The organism is Arthrobacter sp. Y3221114 (assembly GCF_059092625.1).
The window spans coordinates 242,433-264,864 of the sequence record NZ_JBNHHW010000002.1 but is presented as its reverse complement, the minus strand read 5'-3'; the positions used below and the strand labels follow the sequence as shown (position 1 = coordinate 264,864).

Below are 22,432 nucleotides of genomic sequence, written 5' to 3'. Positions count from 1 at the left end.
CTTGCCGGCCGTTGGCGGGAGGCGGGGGAGGGGCTTGCCCTGCGGGCGGGGCGGCCTCACGATTGGTTCACTACCGGCCGATCGGGAGGAAGCAATGCGGGTCCGTTTCCGCCGCGCACTGGCAGCCATCGCGGTGCTCATCACCGTCCCGGCGGCTCTTGCCGGCGGCCTGGTCTTCTGGCTGCGCTTCAGCCCCCGGCCGCTGGCGGTGCTGCTGCGGGTGCTGTCCGAGCGGGACGGCCGGCGCACGGCCCGGGCCATGGCAAGGCATGTGCCGGACGGCATCAGCGAAGTGTTGAATCAGGAGTACCTCAGCAACCACGGGCATACCCACCTGGACGTGTTCTTCCCGGACAAGGCGGCCCAGGATTCGCTGCGCCTTCCCACGATCGTCTGGATTCACGGCGGGGCCTGGATCTCCGGCACCAAGAACGACGTCGCCAATTACCTTCGGATCCTCGCCTCCTACGGCTTCACCGCCGTGGGGGTGGACTATTCGCTGGCCCACGTGCGCCGCTACCCCGCCCCGGTGCGCCAAACAGCCGCCGCGCTGCGCTACCTGGAGCACAATGCCGACCGGCTGCACATCGATACCGAGCGGATCGTGCTGGCCGGGGACTCGGCGGGCGCACAGATCGCTGCGCAACTGGCGCTGGTCATCGCCGACCCTGACTATGCCAAGAGGCTGGGCATTGCCTCGCCCACCAGGCCGGACCGGCTGCGCGCCGTGCTGTTGCACTGCGGGGCGTACGATCTATCGCTCGCCGGGGCGGACCAAGCCGGGAACCAGAACTACCTGCGGACGGTGCTGTGGTCCTACACCGGGGCAAAGGACTATCTGGAGCGGCCGTACATCGCCCTGGCCTCCGTTGCGCGGCATGTGGGCGCCAACTACCCGCCGGCTCTCGTTTCTGCAGGCAACACCGACCCGTTGCTGCCGCACTCGCTCGGGCTGGTCGAAGCACTGCGGGCCAAGGGCGCGGTGGTGGAGGAGTTCTTCCCCCAAACGGGCGCCGGGCTGGGGCACCAGTTCCAGTTCAACCTGGAGCTGGAGGCGGCATGGCAGGTGCTGGAGCGCAGCGTGGCGTTCCTCCGCCGCCACACCGGGTGAAGCTTGGGACACGCTGAGCCGCCACTGGTGAACCGCCTCACGGGGCCGGGGGACGAGCCTGTGGTGCGGGTGGCCCATCGGGCAGGGCCCGCCCTGCTGCGAGGCAAGATCTTCGGTGTCTGCGTCACCCCGGGTTGCCGGCGCCGATGCCTCCCCGGGCGCCGCCGTCGTACGCTGGGAACCTGCCCAGCGAAGGGGGAACTACCAATGGACGACGCCGGATCCCGGCTCATTTTCGGGTGCATGGGTTTGGGCGGCGGCTGGGGGAGCGGGCCGCTGGAAGCGGCCGACGTCGCCGCCGCGCATGTGGCCGTCGCGGCGGCGCTGGAGGCCGGGATCACGACGTTCGACCACGCCGACATCTACGCCCACGGCAAGGCCGAGGCGGCGTTCGGGCGGGTGCTGGCCGAACGTCCCGAGCTGCGCGACTCGATCCAGCTGCAGGGCAAATGCGGCATCCGGCTGCCGGTCCCCGGCCTGGCCGGGCAGTACGACTCCTCGCGCGAAGCCATCCTGGCCCGCACCGACGAAAGCCTGCGCCGGCTGCATACCGATCACCTGGACACGTTGCTGATCCACCGGCCGGACCCGCTGGCGCCGGCCGAAGAGATCGCCGCGGCGTTCAACGAGCTCCGGATGGCCGGGAAGGTCCGCCGGCTTGGTGTCTCGAACATGTCCGGCGACCAAATGCGCTGGCTGCAGTCGGCGCTGGACGAGCCGCTGGCGGTGAACCAGCTCGAAATGAGCCTGTACCGACGCGACTGGCTGGAGTCCGCCGTGCTGGTGAACCACCCGGACGGAACGGGCACCAGGTTCCCGCACGGCACCTTGGAATACTGCGCCGCCAACGGGGTGGAACTGCAGGCCTGGGGCGCGCTGGCCCAGGGCCGCTACAGCGGCCGTGCGGCAGGCCTGGCCGACGCGGCGGCCGGCGCGGGAACGCCCGCCGCCGGGACCGGGCAGAATCACGGCCGGACGGCAGAGGGGGCTGTGACGACGGATGCTTCCGCACGGGCGGATGCCCCACTCTCCGCGGACCATTCGGCCGCTGCCCTGGTCACGGAACTTGCCCGGGACAAGGGCTGCCCTCCGGAAGCCGTGGTGCTGGGCTGGCTGCTGCGGCATCCCGCGGGCATCCGGCCTGTCATCGGTACCAGCAGCCCGGACCGGATCCGGGCCTGCGCCCAGGCGGAGGCGGTCGGAGCGGCGATGACCCGCCAGGAGTGGTACTCCCTGTGGGTGGCGGCCCGGGGAAGGCCGCTGCCCTAGCCGACGGCTGCCGCCGGTGCGGGAACTTTTCTGCCTAGACGAAGGCCGGCTGTTCCAGCCGGCGGAACCCGGAATCGTGGAAGACCAGGGGCTCGTGGGTGCCGTCGTGCGTGGACAGGCCGTGCACCTGCAGCAGCACGACGTGGTGGTCCCCGGCCGGGACCTCCTGGTGCACCGAGCAGTCCAGCCACAGCGCCGCGTCGTGCAGGAACAGCGCGCCGTCGTCCGTGCCGTGCAGGCGGAGTCCGGCAAAGCGGTCACCGTTCTTGGACGCGATCTGGCGGCAGACGCCGTCGTGCCCGGTGCCGAGCACCGAGACTCCGATCCGGTCGGCCCGCCGGACCACCGGCCAGGTCCGGGAGGTGTTTTGCACGGCGAACATCACTAGCGGCGGCTCGAGGGAGACGCCGACGGTGAACGAGGAGGCGACGATGCCCTGGGGCTCGCCGTCGACGATCGCGCACAGCGCCGCGATACCCGAGGGGAAGCGGCCGAAGGCGGAGCGCAATGTGTTGGGTGTCAGGTCATTGTGTAGCGACATGGCGTCCTTGGGGCTTGGGCGCATCCGCTGCTGCCGGGCTGCTGCGGGAGGATACGCGTACTTGCCTGCCGACATACCCGGCGGGCCGAATCATCACCTGGAGCACCCCGCTACGGTAGAGGGTTGCCGGCCAACCAGCCAGGGCTGTGCAGTTGGCACTCTTGATTCGTCTCCACGCTAAGAGCGGGGAAGGGCCTGGGTCAAACGCCGGTAATACTTCGTCAAATGCCGCGTTTTACTTGCGGCTGCCCGACGGTTGCCGCCTGACGGCTGTTGCCCGACGGCTGTCGCCCGACTGCTACCGGGCGACGCCGCCGGGGCGCACGGTCTGTTGGCGGAACGGATGCGCAGGGTAGACGCCCAGAATGCGGATTTCCGTGGTGAAGAAGTCCAGTTCCTCGAAGGCGTGGACCATGGCCTGGTCGTCCGGGTGCCCTTCGACGTCCACCATGAACATGGTGGCGGCAAACTCGCCGCCCACCATGTAGCTCTCCAGCCTGGTCATGTTGATGCCGTTGGTGGCGAATCCGCCCAGGGCCTTGTACAGCGCCGACGGCACGTTCCGCACACGGAAGACGAAGCTGGTCACGGCCGGGCCGGGCAAATCTTCGCGGGACGGGACCGGCCGGCGGTCGGCCAGCACCACGAACCGGGTGGTGTTCGTCGGATCGTCTTCGACATTTTCGGCGAAGACTTCCAGGCCGTAGAGCTCGGCAGCCATCGGCGGCGCCAGCGAGACCTTGGCCGGGTCGTTCCACTCGGCCACCTCTCGGGCCGAACCTGCGGTGTCGCCGGCGATCACCGGAGTAAGCCCGAGCCTGCGGATAAGCTTCCGGCACTGGCCCAGCGCGTGGATGTGGCTGTGCACCTCCCTGGCCTGCTCCACGGTGGCCCCGCGTATGCCCAGCAGGCTGAAACGGATGGGCAGGAAAAATTCCTCCACGATCTGCAGGGTGGTCTTGGGCAGCAGTGCGTGGATGTCCGCCACCCGGCCGGCGATCGAGTTGTCGATGGGAATCATGGCCAGTTCGGCCTCGCCGCCCGTGACGGCGGCGAAGGCGTCCTCGAAGCTGGCACACGGCACCGCTTCCCAACCGGGGCGCACTTCACGGCAAGCCATATGGGAGTTCGAGCCGGGTTCGCCTTGGTACGCAATTGCTGGAGCCATGGGCGAAATTATCCCACCGGGGCCGGCCGTTGCTTCATTCCGGAGGTCCGGCCGGCGTCACAAAACATGACCGGCCCGCACGCGGCTTAGTACAGATGGGATTCCTGGGTGATGCCGTAGGGCACGTCGTCGCTCAGCTCCACGGTGAAATGTCCGGGGCCGGTGCGCGTGACCAGGATGCCGCAATCGCCGTCGAGGGCCGCGATCTTTTGCAACTCTTCGACCGCAGCATTCAGAAGATCGTGCGCCTCGGAAGCCGTCTGTGCCGTCAAGGACTTGGTAGCCAAGGAGGTGGCCATGGTTCTGCCTTTCGTGGCCGGAGGTTTCCGCAGAGGAGAAAACGCGGGATGGAAGCTTCCGGCCGGAACGAGCCTGCCATGCGGAACGGTGCATGGAAGTTTACATTCTGCCATCCCAATGGACATCAGATGAATTTTGGGTGGGCGTGGCGTTAGAACGGGTTCAGCAGCCGGTGGACGAACTGCTGGGTGCGCTCTTCCTTCGGTTCGCGCAGCACCTGTTCGGGGTGCCCGCGTTCGACGACCACGCCGCCGTCCATGAACACTACTTCGCTGGCCACCTCACGGGCGAAGGCCAGCTCGTGGGTCACCAGGGCCATGGTCCAGCCTTCGTCGGCCAGTTCCTTGATCACGTGCAGCACGTCGCCCACCAGTTCGGGATCCAGCGCCGACGTGGGCTCGTCGAACAACAGCAGCGAGGGTTTGAGCGCCAGGGCCCGGACAATGCCGACCCGCTGCTGCTGCCCGCCGGAGAGCTGATGCGGGTACTGGTCTTCCTTGCCGGACAGCCCGACGCGGTCCAGCAGCGACCTGGCCTCGCGCACGGCTTCGGCCTTGGGCCGCTTCTGCACCTGGACCGGGCCCTCGATGATGTTCTGCAGCACGGTCATGTGGGGAAACAGGTTGTAGTGCTGGAACACCATGGCGCTGCGGTCTCGCAGGGCGGCGATCTGTTTCCGGTTCACCGGCGAACCGAAGTCCACGGCTGGGCCGCCGGAAAAGGCGACCCGGCCGCCGTCGGGGGTTTCCAAGCCGTTCAGGCAACGCAGCACTGTGGTTTTGCCCGATCCGGAGGGCCCGATGAGGGCCAGTACCCCGCCCGTCTGGACGGACAGGTCGATGGACTTGAGCACCTGGTTGCTGCCGAAGGACTTGCGCAGCCCCTCCACGGAGAGCACGGGCCCGGCTGCGCCGGGCTGCGGGCCGGGGGCGGCAGGGATGTCAGTGGGCGACATAGCGTTCCAGTCTCTTCTCCAGTCGGGACTGCCCGGCGGACAGCACCAGGCAGAACACCCAGTAGACAACCGCGGCCTCTATGTAGAGCAGCATGAACTCCTGGCTGAACGCCGCAATCTCCTGAGCCGCACGGAACGCCTCGGTCACCAGGATCAGCGAGGCGAGGGAGGTGTCCTTGACCAGGGAGATGAAGGTATTGGACAGCGGCGGCACCGATACGCGCGCAGCCTGCGGCAGGATGATCCTGCGCAGGGTGGTGGTGCCGGCCATCCCGATGGTGTGGCCGGCTTCCCACTGACCCTTGGGGACCGAGAGGATCGCGGCGCGGATGATTTCTGCCGCATAGCCGCCCACGTTCAGTGAGAACGCGATGATCGCGCTCGGCCACGGGTCGAGCACCACGCCGATCGACGGGAGGCCGTAGAAGATCACGAACAGTTGGACCAGCAGCGGGGTGCCGCGGATCACCGACACGTAGGCGCGGGCAATGCCGGCCAGGAGCCGGTTGCGGCTCAACCTCATGAGGGCAACGACCAGGGCCAGCGCCAGGCCGATGGCGAAACTGGCCAGCGAGAGGGGGATGGTGCCGGTCAGCCCGCCCTGGACGATAGGCCAGAGCGAACTGCCGACAAGCTCCCAGTCGATGTCCATACGGCTACGTTAGCGTTTCCCTTTAGACCCAGCCCCTCTACTTGCTGACGTCCGCGCCGAAGTACTTCTCGGAGATCTCCGCCAGCGTCCCGTCCGCGCGCAACTCCTCCAGCGCCGTGTTAAAGGCCTCCACCAGGTCGTCGCTGCCCTTCTGGAAGGCGAAGGCGCTCTGCGTCTCTTCGTCGGTTTCGGCGGCTACCTTGATGGCTTCGTTGTTGTTGGTGGCCTGGTAGTCCAGGTAGGTCAGCTTGTCATTGACGGTGGCGTCCACGCGGCCCTGCTCCAGCAGCGAAACCGCCTGCGCCCAGCCCTCCACGGCCTGCACCTCGGCGCCGGCGGCCTTGGCCAGTTTGTAGAAGTTGCTGGTCAGCGACTGGGCGGAAGTTTTGCCCTCCAGATCCGCCAGGGAGGAAATGTCGTTGTTGTCCGACTTCACGACGACTACGCCGGTGCTGACGGTGTACGGATCCGAGAAGTCGTACTTGGTTAGGCGGTCTTCGTTGATCGAAACCTGGTTGGCGATCACGTCGAAACGTCCCGCGTCCAGCCCGGCGAAGATGGCATCCCACTGGGTCTCTTCAAACTGCACGTCCACGCCGAGCTTTTCCGCCACCGCGGTGACGATTTCGACGTCGTAACCGGTCAGGTCGCCGGTGCCGTTTTCGTGGAAGCTGAACGGGCGGTAGGTCCCCTCGGTCCCCACGGTGATCACGCCTGCGTCCTGGATCTCCTGCAGCGTGGTCGCGGCGGCAGAGGTCGCCGGCTCCGACTCCGACGGCGAGGACGTGCTGCAGCCGGCCAGCACCAGGGCGGCTGATGCGGCGGCACCGAGGACGGACAAACGACGACGAATCATGGTGGAAAACCCCTTGTGGTGTGGGACGAAAAGCCAACCGGCGGGTGACCGGCAAACGCTGAACGCTAGCACGTACAACAACGGGTACCTCAAGATATGTTCCGAACTGTGTCGGCAATGTGAGCAGCGGCACTCCCGAGGCCGCGCACCGGCGTCGTTATGCTTCTATTCCGCCGCCACCCGCACCACGAGTGCGCCCGGATCGACGCGCATCATCAAACGGGAACCCATGCCAATATGGTCGCCGTCCAGCTGCATCTCCTGGGGCCGGCCGGCGTAGATCTCCACGTGCTTGCCCTGGTAGTAGTCAACCGAAGGATCCACGCTCCGGCCGCGTTTGGCGAGCCCGGCCAGCACGCCTAGCCAGCCCAGCCGGCCACGCGGGGAGATGGTCATGATGTCCAGCAGGCCGTCGTCGAGCTGCGCGCCGGGGAACATCTCGAATCCGCCCTGGATCTTGCCGCAGTTCCCGCCCATCACGCTGCGCATTCGCAAGGTCATGGGCTTCCCGCCGTCGATAGTGAGCGTGGCGCGGACCGGCTTGCCCGGAAGGTTGCGCAGGCCGGCTTCCACGTACGCCAGCCACCCAATACGGTCCTTGAGGCCGTCGTCGGTGCCGCCGATGACAGCAGCATCGAACCCGAGACCGGCCATGACAAGGAACACGGAATCGCCGCCCGATTTGTCCACGGTGGCCCGGACGACGTCGATCCGCCGGTCCCGGCCGGCCAACGCGATGCCGACAGCGGTCTCCGGGTCGTCAACCGGCAGGTCCAGGTTTCGGGCCAGCAGGTTGCCTGTGCCCAAAGGGATCACGCCCAGCGGCATGTCCGTTGCCGCCAGCCGGCCGGCCACCCGGCGCACCGTCCCGTCGCCACCGGCGGCGATCACCAGGTCGACCCCCGCTTCCAGCGCCTGGTGCGCCTGGCCGGCGCCCGGATCCTCCAGAGTGGTCTCGAGCCAGAGCGGCGGCTGCCAGCCGGTTTCGGCGCACAGGCCCTCGACCAGCGCCACCAGGTCAAAGTTAAACTTTTTGGACGGGTTCCAGACCACCGCGGCACGGCGGGAACCTGGGGGAGCGGATTCGGTCATGGTGTCCTAACTGTCCTGTTTGCCGGCTCCAAGGCCGACGTCCCGACGGAACCCATTCAAGCACCATCCGGCCCGCGCTGCCCGGCTCGACATCGCTGCTGGCCGCTTATAGGTTCTAACAGGACACCCTCGGATCCGGGAGAAGAATTGCTTCGGCGCGCACTTGCACTCATCATGGCCCTGCTGATGGCGGTAGCGGTGGCTGCCTGCGCCCCGGAGCGGGAGTCGCCGGATCCAACCGCCCAGGCCCTGGCGGAAGGGCTGACCGCCAACGACGTGTCGAACGTCGCCTTCGCCGATGCCACCGGCGCCCAGGTGCAGGAACAACTGGCCGGGCTGACCGAGGGCATGGGCCCGTGGGAGCCCGAAGTCACCGTGACCGGCGTCGAAGAGGTCGAATCCAACCTCTTTCGGGCCACCCTTTCCTATGACTGGCCGGTGCCGGATGCGGAGCAGGGCTGGAGCTACACCACGACGGCGGACCTGCATTACGCCGAGGACGCCTGGCAGGTCCGGTGGACGCCCGAAATCCTGGAGCCCTCGCTTGCCGAGGGCGAGCGGCTGGTGCTGTCCACCGAGGAGCCGGAGCGCGGCCAGATCCTCGACGCCGAGGGGAAGGCGATCGTCAAGAACCGCCCGGTCAAAATCGTCGGCATCGACAAGACAGGCCTGGACAAATCGGCCGCCGAGGACTCCGCGCGGGCGCTGGCCAAGCTGGTGGACATTGACGCCGCCGGTTACGCGGAGAAGGTTGCCGCCTACGGACCGAAAGCTTTCGTGGATGCCATCACGCTGCGCGAGGACGCCTTCGACGACCTGGACCAGAAGAAGCTGAAGGACATCGACGGCTTCCTGGCGGTGGATGACCAGATCCCGTTGGCGCCCAGCCGCACGTTCGCCGCGCCGGTGTTGGGATCGGTGCGCGAGGCCACGGCCGAGGACATCGAGAAGTCCAAAGGCGCGGTGGTGGCGGGCGAGACCGTCGGCTCGTCCGGCTTGCAGGCAGCCTTCAACACCGAGCTCTCCGGCACGCCGGGAGTCACCGTCTCCGCCGTAGGGCAGGCTGCCGAAGAAGGCGGCGAAGCGCCGTCCCGGCAGCTGTTCCGCCAAGATCCGGTTGGCGGCGAAAACGTGAAGACCACGCTGGTGCCGGACCTGCAGTCGGAGGCCGAGGACATCCTGGCCGACATCGACTCGCCGAGTTCGATCGTCGCGCTGCGGCCGTCGACCGGTGCCGTCCTGGCGGCCGCGAACGGCCCGGACAGCGAAGGCTACAACACGGCGTTCCTGGGCCAGTACGCCCCGGGTTCCGCCTTTAAGATCGCCACCGCGCTGGGCCTGCTGCGCAACGGCATGACACCCGACTCCGCCGTCACCTGTGATCCGGAGCTCGTGGTGGACGGCCGCAGCTTCGAGAACGCGGACAGCTATCCCGCGGCCTTCACCGGCGAGATCACCTTGACCGAGGCCATCGCCCACTCCTGCAACACGGCGTTCATCGCCGAGCACCAGGAACTCTCCCAGGACCAGCTGGCGGATGCCGCCGGCGCCTTGGGCATCGGCATGAAGGCGAACCCCGGCATCGATGCCTTCATGGGCCATGTGCCGCGCGAGGATACCAAGGGGACCGCGCACGCGGCCTCGCTGATCGGCCAGTCACGGGTGCAGACGTCGCCGCTGGCGCTGGCCACGTTGATGGCCGCCGTGGTGGAAGGCGGATCGGTCGTGCCCACGCTGGTGGACGGGCACGACCCCAAGGCCGAGCTCCCGGAAGTGCCGGAGCTGACTGCCGAGGAGGCCAAGCAGTTGCGCACCATGATGCGCTCGGCAGTGGTGGACGGCTACCTGACCAATTTGGCCGACCTGCCCGGCAAACCCGCCATCGGCAAGACCGGCACCGCAGAGTACGGCTCGCAGGACCCGCCGCAGACCCACTCCTGGGTCATCGCCGGCCACGGGGACCTGGCCATTGCGGTGTTCGTGGAGGACGGCGAGCTCGGCTCCGAAACCGCCGGCCCGCTGGCCGAGGCTTTCCTGGAAGCCGCCGCCGGCTAGGCATTGAGCAACGACGGCGGTGCCCGCCCGAGGTGCGTGAAGGCACCGAACGCAGGCACCGCCGTCGTCAGCGGAAGGCCGGACAACGGCCGGCCTGTAGCGCTTCAGGCCTACCAGCGGTGGGCCACGTCAATCACCAACCGGGACATGCTGCCCGGGCCATCCAGGGTGAAGACCCGGAACGGCAGGCGGGCGCGCACGCCGAGGCCGATGGTGGTGTACCCCTCGAAACTGCCGCCCCAGGAGAGCTGGCGGAACGTGGTGTAGCCGGCGACGTTAGCCAGTTCCCGCGGGTTGGCGGGCCGGTAGGTGGCGCGCCCGTTGGCGTCATACGCCGGAGCTTTCACGACCACCGCCAGGTCGGCGCCGCCGCGCAAGGGGATCGCGTGGCCGGAGCCCTGGGCCCGCACCGTCCCGTACCTCACGGAGTAGCCGGCCACATCGCCGCGAAGGTCCACGACCATGCGGTCGAAGCAGGCATGCCGGCCGGTGCGGACGTTGGTAATGGGGGCGGTGGTGGTCCCCGGCGCCCACTCCGGCGTTGAGCCCCAGGTAATGCCGCAGTAGGGCGCTGCGGTGGCGGGGCCGGGCGCCACCAGTCCCAAGCCGAGAACCAGCAGGATAACGGACAGCCATGTGGGGAGCTTGCGCATGGCACACCGCCTTTCATGGGGGTGACAGATGCACTCAGAATAGGGGCGTTTTCCACGGTGGGACCCGGCGCCTTCGCGATAACGCCAAAACCGTTACGGCCCGCGCCCCGGGCACGCTTTTCTTGATCCTTCGGTAACCGGAAACACGGCCCGCCCGTAATCAAAGACCGCGACAAGGAAGTGTTACGCCATTTCGTAACATAAATCACAACCCTGCAATTTAAAGGACGGCGAGTGGCATAATTCCAGCATTAGCCGGTTCGGACCCCCACTTTTTTGCCGGGCCGGCGAACCCCCAAGAGCCGGTCCCGCGTGAATATGCCGCGGGGCCGGCTCGATTTAAACGTCACACCAAGGTCCCGCTTGGGAAGAGCCCTCGGGGCGCTTGCAGGCCGGTGAAAACTCAGCCCACTTCGAAGCCGGTGAATCCGCCCGTCGGCGGGGCGTACGTCGTTTCGACAGCGTCCACGCGCCCCGGCGCCGCGCCGGACTTGAGCGCAGCCGCGAATTGCTCCACTGCGTCGCGGGGCCCCTCTGCCACCACACCTACGGTGCCGTCTGCCTGGTTCACGGCCGAGCCGACCAGCCCCAGTCGTTCAGCGTGTTCGCGTGTCCAGTAACGGAAGCCCACTCCCTGGACACGGCCGCTCACCGTCGCGCTCAGGCGGACGCTTCCGGCGGCTTCCTGTTGTTGGTGCATGCTTCGCTCCTGTTCGGACATCCGTCCAGCGTACGACGGCGCTGCCCCGCCTCACGCGGTGCCGGAACCGTAGGGGCGCGTTATGGCTTCCAGGAAGTGGCCGTTCGGGTCGGTGAAGTAGACGCCGCGGCCGCCGTCGTTGCGGTTGATTTGTTTGAGCCGGCTGCGGGCAGGGTCCGCCCAGTAGTCGATTCCGGCGGAGCGGACGCGGGTGAGGATCCCGTCGAAGTCGTCCTCGGTGACCAGGAAGGCGTAGTGCTGGGGCTGAACATTCCCGCCGGTGTCCGCGTAGTCGAGTGCCACACCGCCCTCCAGCAGGACCGTCATGAAGTGTCCGAACATCGGCTGCGGCGGATCGAGGCCGAAGATCTCCGCAAAGAATTCCGCCGCCGCTTTCTTGTCTGCGGCGTAGACGATGGTGTGGCTGAACGAGACGGCCATGGCATGCTCCGAAGGCGGTGGCCGGGGCGGTGGCCGGCCGGAATGCTGGCACCCATTCAACTCCGCCCGGGCCGCCGGGACAAGCACGTGAACCCTGAAGGGTCAGGTTAACGAAGCAACGGACGACGCCGGCGCTGTGGTGAGTGCCGAAGCCGTCCGCTCCGTGGTGGGGCCGTGCCGCCCCGTGCTGGCGTCAGCCCTTCTGCGGCAGCCGCCAGACCGTGCAATCCTGCGTGCTGATGGCGCGGCGTGAGCCGTCCACGTCATCGCGGATCCACACCAGGCCGACGCCGGGAGCGGTGCGGTCCACGCGGCCCCGGTACTGGACGGCATTGTCCATGCGGGCCTCGACCGAATCGCCGCGGCGCAGATGCCCGAGATTGCGGATCCTGGTGGGGGTGGAATTGACCAGCGGGGACTGACCGGTTGCGGATGGTGTCATGCGTGACCTCCTGTGTCGTGGCGGTAAGGGCGTGCTGTACCAGGCGGGTCAGCCGTGGGGCTGACCCTGCCGTGGCAAAGTTCGGGGACTGCTCGGTAGGCGAAAAAGCGCCGGCTCATGCCGGGTGCTGGTGAGCGCTAACAGCAAAGGCGGGCATCGATCCTGCAGGGCGCGGGAAAGAGCTTCTCCGCTGATCTCCTGCTGCAAACTCGGTGGTTCCTCAGCTGTCTTGGCAGTCTCAGTTTAAGGAACACGCCCGGCGGGCCGGTTTATTCCGTCGGAGCAAGAAAAGTTTCTCCAGGCTTCCGTCGAGGGCGGCAGGCGGAACCCAGGCTTCGGCCACGCCAGATGACGGGCGATTTCATGCGGGCGCTGCGGCGGCCACAGGGCCAGCCCGGAACCCCAGGGCCAGCGCGCGAGCGGTAGGTTCAGTCCCTGGCCGGCAGCTGCTGCAGCGCCCAGGTGTTGCCGTCCGGGTCGCTGAAGTAGACGAAATTCCCCCACGGCTGTGCGTCCACGGCGCTCGCGGCGACGCCGTGGCCGAGCAGTTCTTCCCGGGCCGCTTCGGCATCGGCAACGACCATCTGCAGCCCCTGCTGCGAGCCGGGCGCCATCTCGGTGATGCCCTCGCCGATCACGATGGAACAGGCCGAGCCGGGCGGCGTGAGCTGCACGAACCGCAGGCCGTCGCTGACCCGGTGGTCGTGGTCGGCATGGAAGCCGACCTGTTCCACGTAAAACTTCTTGGCCGGTCGACGTCGGTGACCGGCACGGCCACCAGCTCGAGTTTCATCTCCATGACCGACACGCTAGCGCCGGCAGGGCACCCGGCGGTAGGGGCCGGCGCGGGACTGCGGTCAGGCCCTGTCCGCGACCAGATGGAGCCGGTACCCCTCGGACGTTTCGAACGGGGCCGCGGGTAGGGGCCGGCCGGCGTGGATGGGAGCCGCTGTGGCCGACCGCTTGACGCGACCGACCGGGCGCGCGGCTTAGGCAGCGCGGCATGCCTTCACCCGGTGGGTAGGCAGGCTTTAGACGGCGGCAGCGGCGTCGGCCGTCTTCTTCCGGTGGATGGCCAGGAAGGAAGAAATTCTGCGCACCGCCTCTTCGATATCCTCTACCGACGGCAGGATCACAAACCGGAAGTGGTCCGGCGTGGGCCAGTGGAAGGCAGTGCCGTGCGAGACCAGGATTTTCTCCTCCTCGAGCAGGTCCAGCACAAACTTCTCGTCGTCCTCGAAGGGGTAGACCGCCGGATCGAGCTTGGGGAACAGGTACATCGCCCCGGCCGCGGGGACACAGCTGACCCCCGGAATCTGGTTGAGCAGCCGGCAGGCCAGGTCGCGCTGTTCGTGCAGCCGGCCCCCGGGCTTCACCAGGTCGCCGATGGACTGGTAGCCACCCAGCGACGTCTGGATGGCGTGCTGCGCCGGGACGTTCGAGCACAGCCGGAGCGAGGCCAGTAGCTCCAGTGATTCGCGGTAGGCCGCGGTCTCGGCGCGCGGCCCGCTGATCGCCACCCAGCCGGCGCGGTAGCCAGGCATCCGGTACGCCTTGGACAGCCCGCTGAAGGTCAGCACCGGCAGGTCGGGGGCCACGGAGGCGGTGTGGATGTGGACGGCGTCGTCGTAGGTGATCTTCTCGTAGATTTCGTCGGAGAACAGCACCAGATCGTGCTTGCGTGCCAGGGCCGCGAACTGTTCCAGCACGTGCCGCGGGTACACGGCGCCGGTGGGATTGTTTGGGTTGATCAGCACGATCGCCCGCGTCCGGTCGGTGATTTTGGCTTCGACGTCCGCCATGTCGGGCCACCAGTGGTTGTCCTCATCGCAGAGGTAGTGCACGGCCTTGCCGCCGGAGAGCGTGACCGAAGCCGTCCACAGGGGGTAGTCGGGCGCGGGGATCAGCACCTCGTCGCCGTTTTCCAGGAACGCCTGCAGCGTCATGGAGATCAACTCGGACACGCCGTTGCCGATGAAGATGTCCTCCACGCCGATCTGCATCAGGCCCTTGGTCTGGTAGTACTGCGAGATGGCCGTGCGGGCGGAGAAGATTCCCTTCGAATCGCTGTAGCCCTGGGCGCCGCGCAGGTGGTGGATCATGTCCACCACAATCGACTCCGGCGCCTCCAGCCCGAACGGCGCCGGGTCGCCGAGGTTCATCCGCAGGATGCGGTGGCCCTCCGCCTCCATCTTCTTGGCCGCGTGCAAAATAGGGCCGCGAAGTTCGTACCGGACGTTCTGGAGTTTGCTGGAATGTTGCATCGGACGCATGCCCCATTTTTTCACACAGTGCATCAGGCGTTCATGTGGGCTTCACCACTGTGCGGGTCTGGTGCCCGGTGCTGCAACCGCCTACCGTGGATACGCTCCCGCTCGGGCACCGGCACGTGGTGCCCGTCCAGCGCACCGGAACCGGAAAACGGAGGACAGCCATGACCCTCACGCACATCAATCCAGCCGGAATGTACCGCAGTCCGGCCTTTTCCCAGGGCGTGCTCGTGGACGGGCCCGGCCGGCTGCTGATCGTCGGCGGCCAGAATGGCATCAATGCCGACGGCAACATGGTCAGCGACGATCTTGCCGGACAGACCAGGCAGGCGATGCGCAACGTGCTGGCGGTCCTCGAGGAGGCCGGAGCAACGCAACGGGACGTGGCCAAGTTGAACATCTACCTCGCGGCCGGGCAGGACGCGAACGAGGGGTACGCCGCGGCCGCGGAGGTGTGGGGCCCGGTGCCGACGGCGATCACCGTCCTGCAGGTGGGCTCTGCCCGGCCCGGCGTGCTGGTCGAGATCGACGCGCTCGCCCAGGTCCCGTCGCAGCCCGAATAGCCGCGGCCCGGTGCCGCCGGGGCGCACCGCCATCGCGAGCCGCGCCCAGCGATGTGCCGGCGTGTCCCGCCCGGGGCGGCTACTGCGGCCGGACCGGATGCTTGCTGATGATGGAGACGCGGTTGAAAGCGTTCATCGCGACGGTGATCCAGCTGACCGCGGAGAACTCGTCGTCGGTCAGTTCCTCGCGGGCTGCGGAGTAGGCGCGCTCCTGGCTGTGGTGGTCCGGCAGTTCGGTCAGCGCCTCGGCCAGGGCCAGCGCGGCCCGTTCCTTGTCTGTGAAGACCTCGGTGTCCCGCCAGGACGGAAGCACGGAAAGCCGCTGCGCGGTCTCGCCTTCGCCCAGGGCAAGCCGGGTGTGCATGTTCAGGCAGTAGGCACAGCCGTTGATCTGCGAGATGCGCAGGTTCAGCAGTTCCACCAATTTCCTGTCCAGGCCGGCTGCCTCGGCGGCGTCGGCTACCTTGAGCGCGACCCCGTTCAGCGCGCGGTGGGCCGCCGGTGTCTGCTTGTCGATGTAGAACCTGGCCGGACGTTCGTCGGTGCTCACTCAAAGCCTCCTTGTTGCTGGGGGTGACCTCCATTCTGACAGCCCTGCCCGCGGCGGCCCGATCGGAGTAGCGTGTGCCACATGGAATTTGGAAGGCCCTTCACGGAACCGACCGCGCGGCGCATCCGGGTGCGGCTGGGCGGAAGCCTGGTGGCGGACAGCACCCGGGCCAGGCTGCTGATCCAGTACGACACCGGCAGCCTGCCCACCTACTACGTTCCGCGGGAGGACGTGGTGGAAGGAGCGTTGTCCAATCCGCGCACCGGGCGGGCGGGGCAGCAGGTATGGGACGTCGCCCTTGGCAGCAAGAGGGCCGAAGCCGGGGCGTGGGAGCATGCCGACCCGTCGGGTGAACTGAGCCCGCTGGCCGGGCATGTGACGTTCTCGTGGCGCCAGTTGGAATGGTACGAGGAAGACGAACGCGCGCTGGTGCACGCCCGCGATCCCTACAAGCGGGTGGACACGCTGCGCAGTTCGCGCCGGGTCCAGGTCTACCTTGAGGGCGAGAAAATAGCTGACAGCATCCGGCCGCTGCTGCTCTTTGAGACCCACTTGCCGGTCCGCTACTACCTGCCAGCCGACGACGTGCGCACTGACCTATTGGAAGCCAGCGACGCGGTGACCAGCTGCCCGTACAAGGGCCAGGCCCGGTACTGGTCGGTTCGCGTCGGCGAGAACATCGTTCACGATGTGGTGTGGAGCTATCCGGATCCGATCCCGGAGAATCCCAAGATCCGCGACCTTTTCTGCTTCTACAACGAGAAGGTGGACCTGGTGGTCGACGGCCAGGCGCAGGAGAAGCCGGACACGCCCTGGTCCTGATCCGCTGACGAAACCCGCCTGAGCGGCCACCGGCCTGCTTCTGCTGCTTATACCTTCTTCTCCGCGGAGAAGAAAAGACTTCTGCGCATTTTTTCGGCGGTGACCTGTTGCATAATCAGCATGCTTATGTTCTCTTGGGGGAGAAGCGGTTCTGGTCGCGCACTTCCCAACAGAGGGTGGGCTTCTGATGCAACACAACGAGAAAGACATACAGGTTTTATTCCGCGAGGCGAGACGCGCCAGGGGATCCCTGCGCGCCGCCCTGGAAGAGGAGCTGGTGCTGGGACACCTGGGCATTGCCGAGGGGATAGCCCGCAACTATTCGGGCCCCGGCAGGGAGCTCGATGACCTAAACCAGGTTGCACGGCTGGGGCTGCTTAAGGCGGTCCGCGGCTTTGACCCCGACCACGGCGCTGACTTCCGCGCCTATGCAGCCCCCACGGTCCACGGCGAGCTGAAGCGCTACCTTCGGGACAGCTCGTGGATGATCCGCCCGCCGCGCCACCTCCAGGACCTGCGGACGGCGGCGATCAAGATGACGTCGGAACTTGCCCAGCGGCTGGGCCGCGAACCCAGGCTGCAGGAGCTGGCCGACGCACTCGCCGAAAGCCCGGAAACGGTCGCCGAAGCCCTCAACTGCCACGGCAGCCTGCGGCCGGAATCACTGGAGGGGACCCCCGAGGGACAGGACCTGGCCGAGACGCTGGCTGCCTCCGACGGCGGGACCGAACGGACCGAGGAACTGTTGATGCTGCGGGGCGCCATCCGCGAGCTTGAGCCGCAGGAACGGCAGCTGCTCTTCTACCGCTACTTCCAGGAGGAGTCCCAGCGCCGCATCGGGGAACGTATCGGCATGACGCAGATGCAGGTCTCCCGCGCGCTGGCCAGGATCCTGGTCAAGCTCCAGCACCGGGTGCTGGGGGAACGGCCGGCCCCGGCCCGGCAGCGGATGCGGACGGCGTAGCTACCGGCAGTTGCGCGACGGCGGCCAGGACGTCGTCCGGGCTGACGGCCAGCAGGGCGGGGTCCGGGTCCGCGGAGAACGTGTCGCCCAACCGCAGGCTCTCGTTGGTCAGGACCGTATGGGGCCCGGGCGGCGGACCCCAGACGCTGACGGGTGCCGGCCCGAAAATGACCACCGACGGCCGGGCATAGGCCGAGGCCAGGTGGGCGGCCCCGGTATCGGCGGAAATCACGAGGGCAGCCTCGGCGATGGCCGCGGCAAACTCCGCCAGCGGAAGGGTGCCGGCCACCACGGTGTCCGGACCCAGCCCGGCCAATTCGGCCACCGCCTGTGCCCGAGGCCGTTCCGCCGTGCTGCCGGTGAACAGGATGCGGTGTCCTTGGGCTGCCAGTTCCCGGGCGACCGCGGCAAAGCGCTCGGCGGGCCACAGCCGGCTGCCGTAGGCGGCACCGACATGAAGTACCGCCGCTCCCGGGCAGGGGCTCTGGACGGCGGGTTTGTCCAGCCGGTAGTCGAGCGGATCCGCGTCTATCCCGTGCCACCGCAGCAGCCGGGCCCAGCGCTCGCGTTCGTGCACGCCTTCCGGCCACTGGGGGCCGTCCCATCCGGGGGCCCGGTGGCCGATGCGCACGGCGGGCTGCAGGGCTTCCAGCCGGCCGCGGCTCTCCGGCCCGTTGCCGTGCAGGTTCACGGCGATTTCCACCCGGCCGGGAGCCAGCGCCAGCGGGACATCGAGTCCATGGGTGGCCAACAGGTCGTCCACCGAGCCGGTCAGTCCGAGGATGGGCCGCAGCCAGGCCTGGGCAGCGTAGATGATCCGGTGTTCGGGGTAGGCCGCGCGCAGCGCCCGCAACGCCGGAACCGCGACCAAAAGATCGCCCAGCTTGAGCGCCCGGAGCACCAGCAGTTCCGGGCGTCCGTCCCGTTCAAGTCCTTCAGGTTCTGCCACTGCACCCGTCCTTCCTTCCGGCTGTGCCCATCCTCCCAGATGCCCGACCGTACGCTTTCAGCGGCAGCCGTTGCCGCGGCGGGAAGTGTGCGACACAAAAGTAGTAGCAGGAGAAGTGTTTAGGTCGCAGCCGTGCTGGGAACAGTGCTGGTATGAGCACAACTGCCGCATACCCGCCGCGGGCCATCCTGTTCGACCGGGATGGCACGCTGGTCACGGACGTGCCCTACAACCCGGACCCCGCGAAGGTCCGGCCGGTGGCCGGAGCGCGGGAAGCCGTCGAAGCGGTCCGCACCGCCGGGTTGCCGTGCGGGGTGCTCACCAACCAGTCGGGCATCGGCCGCGGCCTGCTGAGCCGGGAACAGGTCGACGCCGTCAACATGCGGGTGGAAGAGCTGCTGGGACCGTTTGACGTCTGGGAGATCTGCCCGCACAACCCGGACGACGGGTGCCCCTGCCGGAAACCGCAGCCCGGCATGATCCTGGCGGCCTGCCGCCGGCTCGGGCTCGATCCCGCGGAGGTGGCCTACGTCGGGGACATTGGGGCCGACGTCGAGGCCGCTGCCGCCGCCGGCGCCACCGGCGTCCTGGTACCGACCCCGGTGACCCGGCGCGAAGAGGTCGAGGCCGCCGCCGTGGTCGCCGAAGACCTCGCCGCCGCGGTGTCGCTGCTGCTGGAGGGCCGGCGGTGAGCCGTGTGTTGGTGGCGCGGATGGACAGCGTCGGAGACGTACTGCTGGCGGGCCCCGCGGTGCGGGCAGTCGCGGCAGGCAACGGTGGCAATCCGCGCGACGTCGTGATGCTGTGCGGCCCGCAGGGCAAAGCCGCCGCTGAATTGCTGCCCGGCGTCGCAGGCGTTTTCAGCTGGGCCAGCCCGTGGATCGTCGACCCCGCGCCGCCAGCAACCCGGGAACACGTCGCCGCGCTGGCGGACTGGGTGCGGGCCTCGGAGATCTCCGAGGCCGTCATCCTCACGTCCTTCCACCAGTCGCCGTTGCCGCTGGCGCTGCTGCTGCGGCTGGCCGGCGTCGGCCGTATCACCGGCGCTTCCGTCGATTACGCCGGTTCGCTGCTGGATCAGCGGCTCCGGCCCGGCGAGGACTTCCCGGAGGACCAGCCGGAGGCCGAGCGGGCGCTGCAGATCGCCGCTGCCGCCGGGTACCGGCTTCCTGCCGACGACGACGGCCGGCTCCAGGTGCGCGGCATTCCGGATACCTCGGACCTGACCGGCGGCGAGCCTTACATCGTCGTTCACCCCGGTGCCTCCGTTCCGGCGCGGGCGTGGCCGCCGCTGCACCACGCCGCCGCCGTCGAACTGCTGATCGGCGCCGGCTACCGCGTGGTGGTCACCGGCGGCCCGCAGGAACAGGAGCTGACGGCGACCGTCGCCGTCCCCGGCGCGCTGGACCTGGGCGGGAAGACCGACCTGCGGAGCCTGGCCGGGGTCCTGGGCGGCGCGTCCGCCGTCGTGACCGGAAATACCGGACCGGCCCACCTGGCCGCGGCCGTGGGTACCCCGGTGGTGTCCCTGTTCGCGCCGGTGGTTCCGGCGGTCCGCTGGGCGCCGTACAGGGTTCCGCTGGAGCTGCTCGGCGACCAGAATGCGCCCTGCCGGCTCAGCCGGGCACGTACCTGCCCGGTTCCCGGACATCCCTGCCTGACCCAGGTGGCACCCGAAGAAGTGCTCGAGGCTGTACAGCGGCTGACCCGCGGCGTGACGTATCTGTCCGCCCGGAGAAAGACGAGGAACGCATGAAGATCCTGCTTTGGCATGTCCACGGCGGCTGGACCGACGCTTTTGTGCGCGGCCGCCACGAATACCTGCTGCCCGCCACCGCCGAGGGCGGGCCGTGGGGCCTCGGCCGGGCCGGCCGCGACTGGCCGTCGTCGGTCCGGGACGTGCACCCGGACCGGCTGCGCGATGAAGAACCCGACGTCGTGGTGCTGCAGCGGCCCGAGGAGATCGAGGAATGCGAGCGGCTGCTGGGCCGCCGGCCGGGACGGGACATCCCGGCGGTGTTCCTGGAGCACAACACACCCAAGGGGGACGTGCCCAACTCGCTGCACCCGCTGGCCGACCAGCAGGACATGACCGTCGTGCATGTCACCTACTTCAACCGGTTGTTCTGGGACTGCGGAACGGCGCGGACCACGGTGATCGAACACGGCATCGTGGATCCCGGTCCGCTCTACACCGGGGAACTGGAACGCCAGGGCGTGGTGGTCAACGAACCGGTCCGCCGCTGGCGCGTGACCGGAACGGATCTGCTGCCGGCCTTCGCCGAGACAGGACCGCTGGAAGTGTTCGGCATGGGTGCCGACCAGCTGGGCGCCGCCACCGGGTTGGGCCCGGACCGGCTGCGTGTGCGCGGCGACCTGCCCGGCCCGCTGCTGCACGCGGAACTGGCCCGCTGCCGCCTCTACCTGCACCCGCTGCGCTGGACCTCGCTGGGCCTGGCTCTGCTGGAAGCCATGCATCTGGGCATGCCGGTTCTGGTGCTGGCCAGCACGGAGGCGGTCCGGGCCGTGCCGCCGGAAGCCGGCGCCATCTCAGCGGACGTGGACCAGCTGCGGCTCGAGGCGGCCCGGCTGCTGCGGGACCCGGAGGAGGCCGCTGCACGGGGCGCCGTGGCCCGCGAGGCGGCACTGCGGAACTACGGGCTGCAGGCCTTTTTGGACAACTGGGATTCTCTGCTGGCAGAGACCACCACGCGCACCGGACGGGCCATTGCCGCCAACGAGAGGAGAGATCCGTGAGGATATCTATGGTTTCCGAACACGCCAGCCCGCTGGCCGCGCTGGGTGGTGTTGACGCCGGCGGCCAGAACGTGCACGTGGCGGCCCTCTCCGCCGCACTGGCCCGGCGCGGGCACAGCGTGCGCGTCTACACCCGCCGCGACGACCCGCTGCTTCCAGCCCGCGTGACCATGCGGCCGGGGGTGGAAGTGGTCCACCTCAACGCCGGACCGCCCGAGCCGGTCGCCAAGGACGAGCTGCTGCCCTTCATGGGCCAGCTGGCCGACGGGATCAGCGCGGACTGGGCGGACACACCGCCGGATTTGGTGCACGCGCACTTCTGGATGTCAGGGGTGGCGGCCCTCGACGCTGCCCGCCGCCCGGGCAGCCCGCCGGTGGCGGTGCTGCAGACCTTCCACGCGCTCGGCACCGTGAAACGGCGGCACCAGGGCGCGCAGGACACCAGCCCGGCCGAGCGGGCCTGGCTGGAACCGTCCGTCGGCCGCAGCGTGGACCGCATCATTGCGACGTGTTCGGACGAAGTGTTCGAGTTGGCGGCCATGGACATCCCGCGCGGCAATATCTCCATTGCCCCCTGCGGCGTGGACTTGGGACTCTTCAAGGCCGACGGCGAGGCCGAGCCGCGCGGCCGCGCCCACCGCATCGTCACGCTGGGCCGGCTGGTTCCGCGCAAGGGCATCGACCTGGCCGTGCAGGCCCTGCGGTTGCTTAAGGACCAGGGACTGGACGACGTCGAACTGATCGTGGTCGGCGGCGCCTCCGGTGCAACCGGGCTGGCGTCCGACCCGGAAGCGCAACGGCTGCGCGGCCTCGCCCGCGAGCTCGCCGTGGAAGACCAGCTGGTGCTGCGCGGCCAGCTGCCGCGGGAAGAAATCCCGGCGGTGCTGCGCAGCGCCGACGTCGTCATCTGCGCGCCGTGGTACGAACCGTTCGGGATTGTCCCGCTGGAAGCGATGGCCTGCGGCGTACCGGTGGTCGCGGCCTCGGTGGGCGGGCTGATCGATACCGTGGTGGACCGCAAGACCGGCCTGCACGTACCGCCGCGCGATCCGGCGGCGGTGGCAGACGCGGTGGCCGAGCTGCTGGCGAATCCTCAGCTGCGCCGCGAGCTCGGCCGCGCCGGCCAGCAGCGCGTGCGCAACCGCTACTCCTGGGACCGGGTGGCCGCCGACACCGAGAAGGCCTATCACCTGGCCGTCAGCAGGGGCTCGGGCGCAGTCGCCGCCGGCGTCCGGCAGCTGGAAGGGGAGGCACTGTGAAGCGCCCAGCCGGCCTCGCCAAGACGGCAGCACGGACCACGGCTCTGGCCGCGGCCGCCCCCG

General features: G+C 68.5%; 24 protein-coding genes, 1 pseudogene and 1 riboswitch. Of the genes and pseudogenes, 10 read left to right on the top strand and 15 right to left on the bottom strand.

Translation table 11 applies throughout. The features are described 5' to 3' along the window. The first annotated feature begins 94 nt into the window (after positions 1-94). Together AC5RV3_RS05280 and AC5RV3_RS05275 are read left to right on the top strand one after the other, a co-directional pair. Positions 95-1,111, top strand: coding sequence for an alpha/beta hydrolase (locus AC5RV3_RS05280; protein ID WP_494121218.1), 1,017 nt, complete (start codon positions 95-97; stop codon positions 1,109-1,111). 207 nt (positions 1,112-1,318) lie between these two features. Further along, the gene (locus tag AC5RV3_RS05275) at positions 1,319-2,380 is read left to right on the top strand and encodes an aldo/keto reductase (RefSeq protein ID WP_494121217.1); all 1,062 of its coding nucleotides are present in this window, start codon (positions 1,319-1,321) and stop codon (positions 2,378-2,380) included. A 34-nt stretch (positions 2,381-2,414) separates the two neighbouring features. Here AC5RV3_RS05275 and AC5RV3_RS05270 read toward each other — a convergent pair whose 3' ends face one another. From AC5RV3_RS05270 to AC5RV3_RS05240, 7 genes are all read right to left on the bottom strand, one after another. Further along, positions 2,415-2,921: a flavin reductase family protein gene (locus AC5RV3_RS05270; RefSeq protein WP_494113205.1), complete on the bottom strand. Its 507-nt coding sequence runs from the start codon at positions 2,919-2,921 to the stop codon at positions 2,415-2,417. Between the two features lie 52 nt (positions 2,922-2,973). Continuing rightward, a riboswitch (SAM riboswitch) is annotated at positions 2,974-3,088 on the bottom strand. A 131-nt stretch (positions 3,089-3,219) separates the two neighbouring features. Beyond that, positions 3,220-4,089, bottom strand: coding sequence for a prephenate dehydratase (locus tag AC5RV3_RS05265; protein ID WP_494121216.1), 870 nt, complete (start codon positions 4,087-4,089; stop codon positions 3,220-3,222). An 86-nt stretch (positions 4,090-4,175) separates the two neighbouring features. Then, on the bottom strand, positions 4,176-4,388 hold the full coding sequence (locus AC5RV3_RS05260) for a hypothetical protein (protein WP_494121215.1): 213 nt from the start codon (positions 4,386-4,388) through the stop codon (positions 4,176-4,178). Positions 4,389-4,540: 152 nt separating this feature from the next. Further along, positions 4,541-5,344, bottom strand: coding sequence for an amino acid ABC transporter ATP-binding protein (locus tag AC5RV3_RS05255; RefSeq protein ID WP_494121214.1), 804 nt, complete (start codon positions 5,342-5,344; stop codon positions 4,541-4,543). Next, positions 5,331-5,990 (bottom strand): amino acid ABC transporter permease, encoded by a 660-nt coding sequence (locus AC5RV3_RS05250; protein ID WP_494113234.1) that lies wholly within the window; start codon positions 5,988-5,990, stop codon positions 5,331-5,333. Before AC5RV3_RS05250 ends, AC5RV3_RS05255 begins: the two co-directional genes overlap by 14 nt. Before the next feature lie 43 nt (positions 5,991-6,033). Further along, the gene (locus AC5RV3_RS05245) at positions 6,034-6,852 is read right to left on the bottom strand and encodes an amino acid ABC transporter substrate-binding protein (RefSeq protein ID WP_494121213.1); all 819 of its coding nucleotides are present in this window, start codon (positions 6,850-6,852) and stop codon (positions 6,034-6,036) included. A 165-nt stretch (positions 6,853-7,017) separates the two neighbouring features. Beyond that, a complete protein-coding gene (locus AC5RV3_RS05240) occupies positions 7,018-7,944 on the bottom strand; it encodes a diacylglycerol/lipid kinase family protein (protein WP_494121212.1) in 927 nt (308 codons plus the stop codon). A 147-nt stretch (positions 7,945-8,091) separates the two neighbouring features. On the opposite strand from AC5RV3_RS05240, the gene AC5RV3_RS05235 reads away from it, so the two are divergent. Further along, entirely contained in the window at positions 8,092-9,999 is a 1,908-nt protein-coding gene (locus tag AC5RV3_RS05235; protein WP_494121211.1) for a penicillin-binding transpeptidase domain-containing protein, read from the top strand. A gap of 110 nt (positions 10,000-10,109) precedes the next feature. Here the strand turns inward: AC5RV3_RS05235 and AC5RV3_RS05230 are convergent, their stop codons facing one another. From AC5RV3_RS05230 to AC5RV3_RS05205, 6 genes and pseudogenes are all read right to left on the bottom strand, one after another. After that, entirely contained in the window at positions 10,110-10,652 is a 543-nt protein-coding gene (locus AC5RV3_RS05230; protein WP_494113198.1) for an AMIN-like domain-containing (lipo)protein, read from the bottom strand. Between the two features lie 403 nt (positions 10,653-11,055). Beyond that, complete coding sequence (locus AC5RV3_RS05225) at positions 11,056-11,352, bottom strand: acylphosphatase (RefSeq protein WP_494121210.1); 297 nt, start codon at positions 11,350-11,352, stop codon at positions 11,056-11,058. A gap of 51 nt (positions 11,353-11,403) precedes the next feature. Then, positions 11,404-11,793 (bottom strand): VOC family protein, encoded by a 390-nt coding sequence (locus tag AC5RV3_RS05220; RefSeq protein ID WP_494121209.1) that lies wholly within the window; start codon positions 11,791-11,793, stop codon positions 11,404-11,406. 193 nt (positions 11,794-11,986) lie between these two features. Further along, complete coding sequence (locus tag AC5RV3_RS05215; RefSeq protein WP_494113195.1) at positions 11,987-12,235, bottom strand: hypothetical protein; 249 nt, start codon at positions 12,233-12,235, stop codon at positions 11,987-11,989. 428 nt (positions 12,236-12,663) lie between these two features. Beyond that, positions 12,664-13,034: pseudogene (locus tag AC5RV3_RS05210) on the bottom strand (glyoxalase superfamily protein). A gap of 232 nt (positions 13,035-13,266) precedes the next feature. Further along, positions 13,267-14,508: a pyridoxal phosphate-dependent aminotransferase gene (locus AC5RV3_RS05205; RefSeq protein WP_494113192.1), complete on the bottom strand. Its 1,242-nt coding sequence runs from the start codon at positions 14,506-14,508 to the stop codon at positions 13,267-13,269. Positions 14,509-14,669: 161 nt separating this feature from the next. Between AC5RV3_RS05205 and AC5RV3_RS05200 the strand changes: the two genes are divergently transcribed. After that, on the top strand, positions 14,670-15,068 hold the full coding sequence (locus tag AC5RV3_RS05200) for a RidA family protein (RefSeq protein WP_494113191.1): 399 nt from the start codon (positions 14,670-14,672) through the stop codon (positions 15,066-15,068). A 79-nt stretch (positions 15,069-15,147) separates the two neighbouring features. On the opposite strand, the gene AC5RV3_RS05195 is transcribed toward AC5RV3_RS05200, so the two are convergent. Then, positions 15,148-15,618 (bottom strand): carboxymuconolactone decarboxylase family protein, encoded by a 471-nt coding sequence (locus AC5RV3_RS05195; protein ID WP_494121208.1) that lies wholly within the window; start codon positions 15,616-15,618, stop codon positions 15,148-15,150. A gap of 81 nt (positions 15,619-15,699) precedes the next feature. On the opposite strand from AC5RV3_RS05195, the gene AC5RV3_RS05190 reads away from it, so the two are divergent. Both AC5RV3_RS05190 and AC5RV3_RS05185 read left to right on the top strand, forming a co-directional pair. After that, the gene (locus AC5RV3_RS05190; RefSeq protein ID WP_494121207.1) at positions 15,700-16,440 is read left to right on the top strand and encodes a DUF427 domain-containing protein; all 741 of its coding nucleotides are present in this window, start codon (positions 15,700-15,702) and stop codon (positions 16,438-16,440) included. A 187-nt stretch (positions 16,441-16,627) separates the two neighbouring features. Beyond that, positions 16,628-17,404, top strand: a complete 777-nt coding sequence (locus tag AC5RV3_RS05185) for a sigma-70 family RNA polymerase sigma factor (protein ID WP_494121206.1) — start codon at positions 16,628-16,630, stop codon at positions 17,402-17,404. Here the strand turns inward: AC5RV3_RS05185 and AC5RV3_RS05180 are convergent. Next, positions 17,337-18,353, bottom strand: a complete 1,017-nt coding sequence (locus AC5RV3_RS05180; RefSeq protein ID WP_494121205.1) for a glycosyltransferase family 9 protein — start codon at positions 18,351-18,353, stop codon at positions 17,337-17,339. The two genes, AC5RV3_RS05185 and AC5RV3_RS05180, sit on opposite strands and share 68 nt — an antisense overlap. 152 nt (positions 18,354-18,505) lie before the next feature. Here AC5RV3_RS05180 and AC5RV3_RS05175 point away from each other — a divergent pair, with 152 nt between their 5' ends. From AC5RV3_RS05175 to AC5RV3_RS05160, 4 genes are read left to right on the top strand one after another with little or no spacing between them, the layout of a single operon-like run. Next, on the top strand, positions 18,506-19,045 hold the full coding sequence (locus AC5RV3_RS05175) for a D-glycero-alpha-D-manno-heptose-1,7-bisphosphate 7-phosphatase (protein WP_494113186.1): 540 nt from the start codon (positions 18,506-18,508) through the stop codon (positions 19,043-19,045). Next, complete coding sequence (locus tag AC5RV3_RS05170; protein WP_494121204.1) at positions 19,042-20,109, top strand: glycosyltransferase family 9 protein; 1,068 nt, start codon at positions 19,042-19,044, stop codon at positions 20,107-20,109. The genes AC5RV3_RS05175 and AC5RV3_RS05170 overlap by 4 nt, the downstream gene beginning before the upstream one ends. After that, on the top strand, positions 20,106-21,110 hold the full coding sequence (locus AC5RV3_RS05165; protein ID WP_494121203.1) for a glycosyltransferase: 1,005 nt from the start codon (positions 20,106-20,108) through the stop codon (positions 21,108-21,110). The genes AC5RV3_RS05170 and AC5RV3_RS05165 overlap by 4 nt, the downstream gene beginning before the upstream one ends. Then, entirely contained in the window at positions 21,107-22,369 is a 1,263-nt protein-coding gene (locus AC5RV3_RS05160; protein WP_494121202.1) for a glycosyltransferase, read from the top strand. Before AC5RV3_RS05165 ends, AC5RV3_RS05160 begins: the two co-directional genes overlap by 4 nt. Positions 22,370-22,432: the final 63 nt, after the last annotated feature.

Coding starts and splice junctions, on each gene's coding strand:
- AC5RV3_RS05280 (WP_494121218.1), top strand. CDS start 95: ATGCGGGTCCGTTTCCGCCGCGCACTGGCAGCCATCGCGGTGCTCATC.
- AC5RV3_RS05275 (WP_494121217.1), top strand. CDS start 1,319: ATGGACGACGCCGGATCCCGGCTCATTTTCGGGTGCATGGGTTTGGGC.
- AC5RV3_RS05270 (WP_494113205.1), bottom strand. CDS start 2,921: ATGTCGCTACACAATGACCTGACACCCAACACATTGCGCTCCGCCTTC.
- AC5RV3_RS05265 (WP_494121216.1), bottom strand. CDS start 4,089: ATGGCTCCAGCAATTGCGTACCAAGGCGAACCCGGCTCGAACTCCCAT.
- AC5RV3_RS05260 (WP_494121215.1), bottom strand. CDS start 4,388: ATGGCCACCTCCTTGGCTACCAAGTCCTTGACGGCACAGACGGCTTCC.
- AC5RV3_RS05255 (WP_494121214.1), bottom strand. CDS start 5,344: ATGTCGCCCACTGACATCCCTGCCGCCCCCGGCCCGCAGCCCGGCGCA.
- AC5RV3_RS05245 (WP_494121213.1), bottom strand. CDS start 6,852: ATGATTCGTCGTCGTTTGTCCGTCCTCGGTGCCGCCGCATCAGCCGCC.
- AC5RV3_RS05240 (WP_494121212.1), bottom strand. CDS start 7,944: ATGACCGAATCCGCTCCCCCAGGTTCCCGCCGTGCCGCGGTGGTCTGG.
- AC5RV3_RS05230 (WP_494113198.1), bottom strand. CDS start 10,652: ATGCGCAAGCTCCCCACATGGCTGTCCGTTATCCTGCTGGTTCTCGGC.
- AC5RV3_RS05225 (WP_494121210.1), bottom strand. CDS start 11,352: ATGCACCAACAACAGGAAGCCGCCGGAAGCGTCCGCCTGAGCGCGACG.
- AC5RV3_RS05220 (WP_494121209.1), bottom strand. CDS start 11,793: ATGGCCGTCTCGTTCAGCCACACCATCGTCTACGCCGCAGACAAGAAA.
- AC5RV3_RS05215 (WP_494113195.1), bottom strand. CDS start 12,235: ATGACACCATCCGCAACCGGTCAGTCCCCGCTGGTCAATTCCACCCCC.
- AC5RV3_RS05205 (WP_494113192.1), bottom strand. CDS start 14,508: ATGCGTCCGATGCAACATTCCAGCAAACTCCAGAACGTCCGGTACGAA.
- AC5RV3_RS05200 (WP_494113191.1), top strand. CDS start 14,670: ATGACCCTCACGCACATCAATCCAGCCGGAATGTACCGCAGTCCGGCC.
- AC5RV3_RS05190 (WP_494121207.1), top strand. CDS start 15,700: ATGGAATTTGGAAGGCCCTTCACGGAACCGACCGCGCGGCGCATCCGG.
- AC5RV3_RS05185 (WP_494121206.1), top strand. CDS start 16,628: ATGCAACACAACGAGAAAGACATACAGGTTTTATTCCGCGAGGCGAGA.
- AC5RV3_RS05175 (WP_494113186.1), top strand. CDS start 18,506: ATGAGCACAACTGCCGCATACCCGCCGCGGGCCATCCTGTTCGACCGG.
- AC5RV3_RS05165 (WP_494121203.1), top strand. CDS start 20,106: ATGAAGATCCTGCTTTGGCATGTCCACGGCGGCTGGACCGACGCTTTT.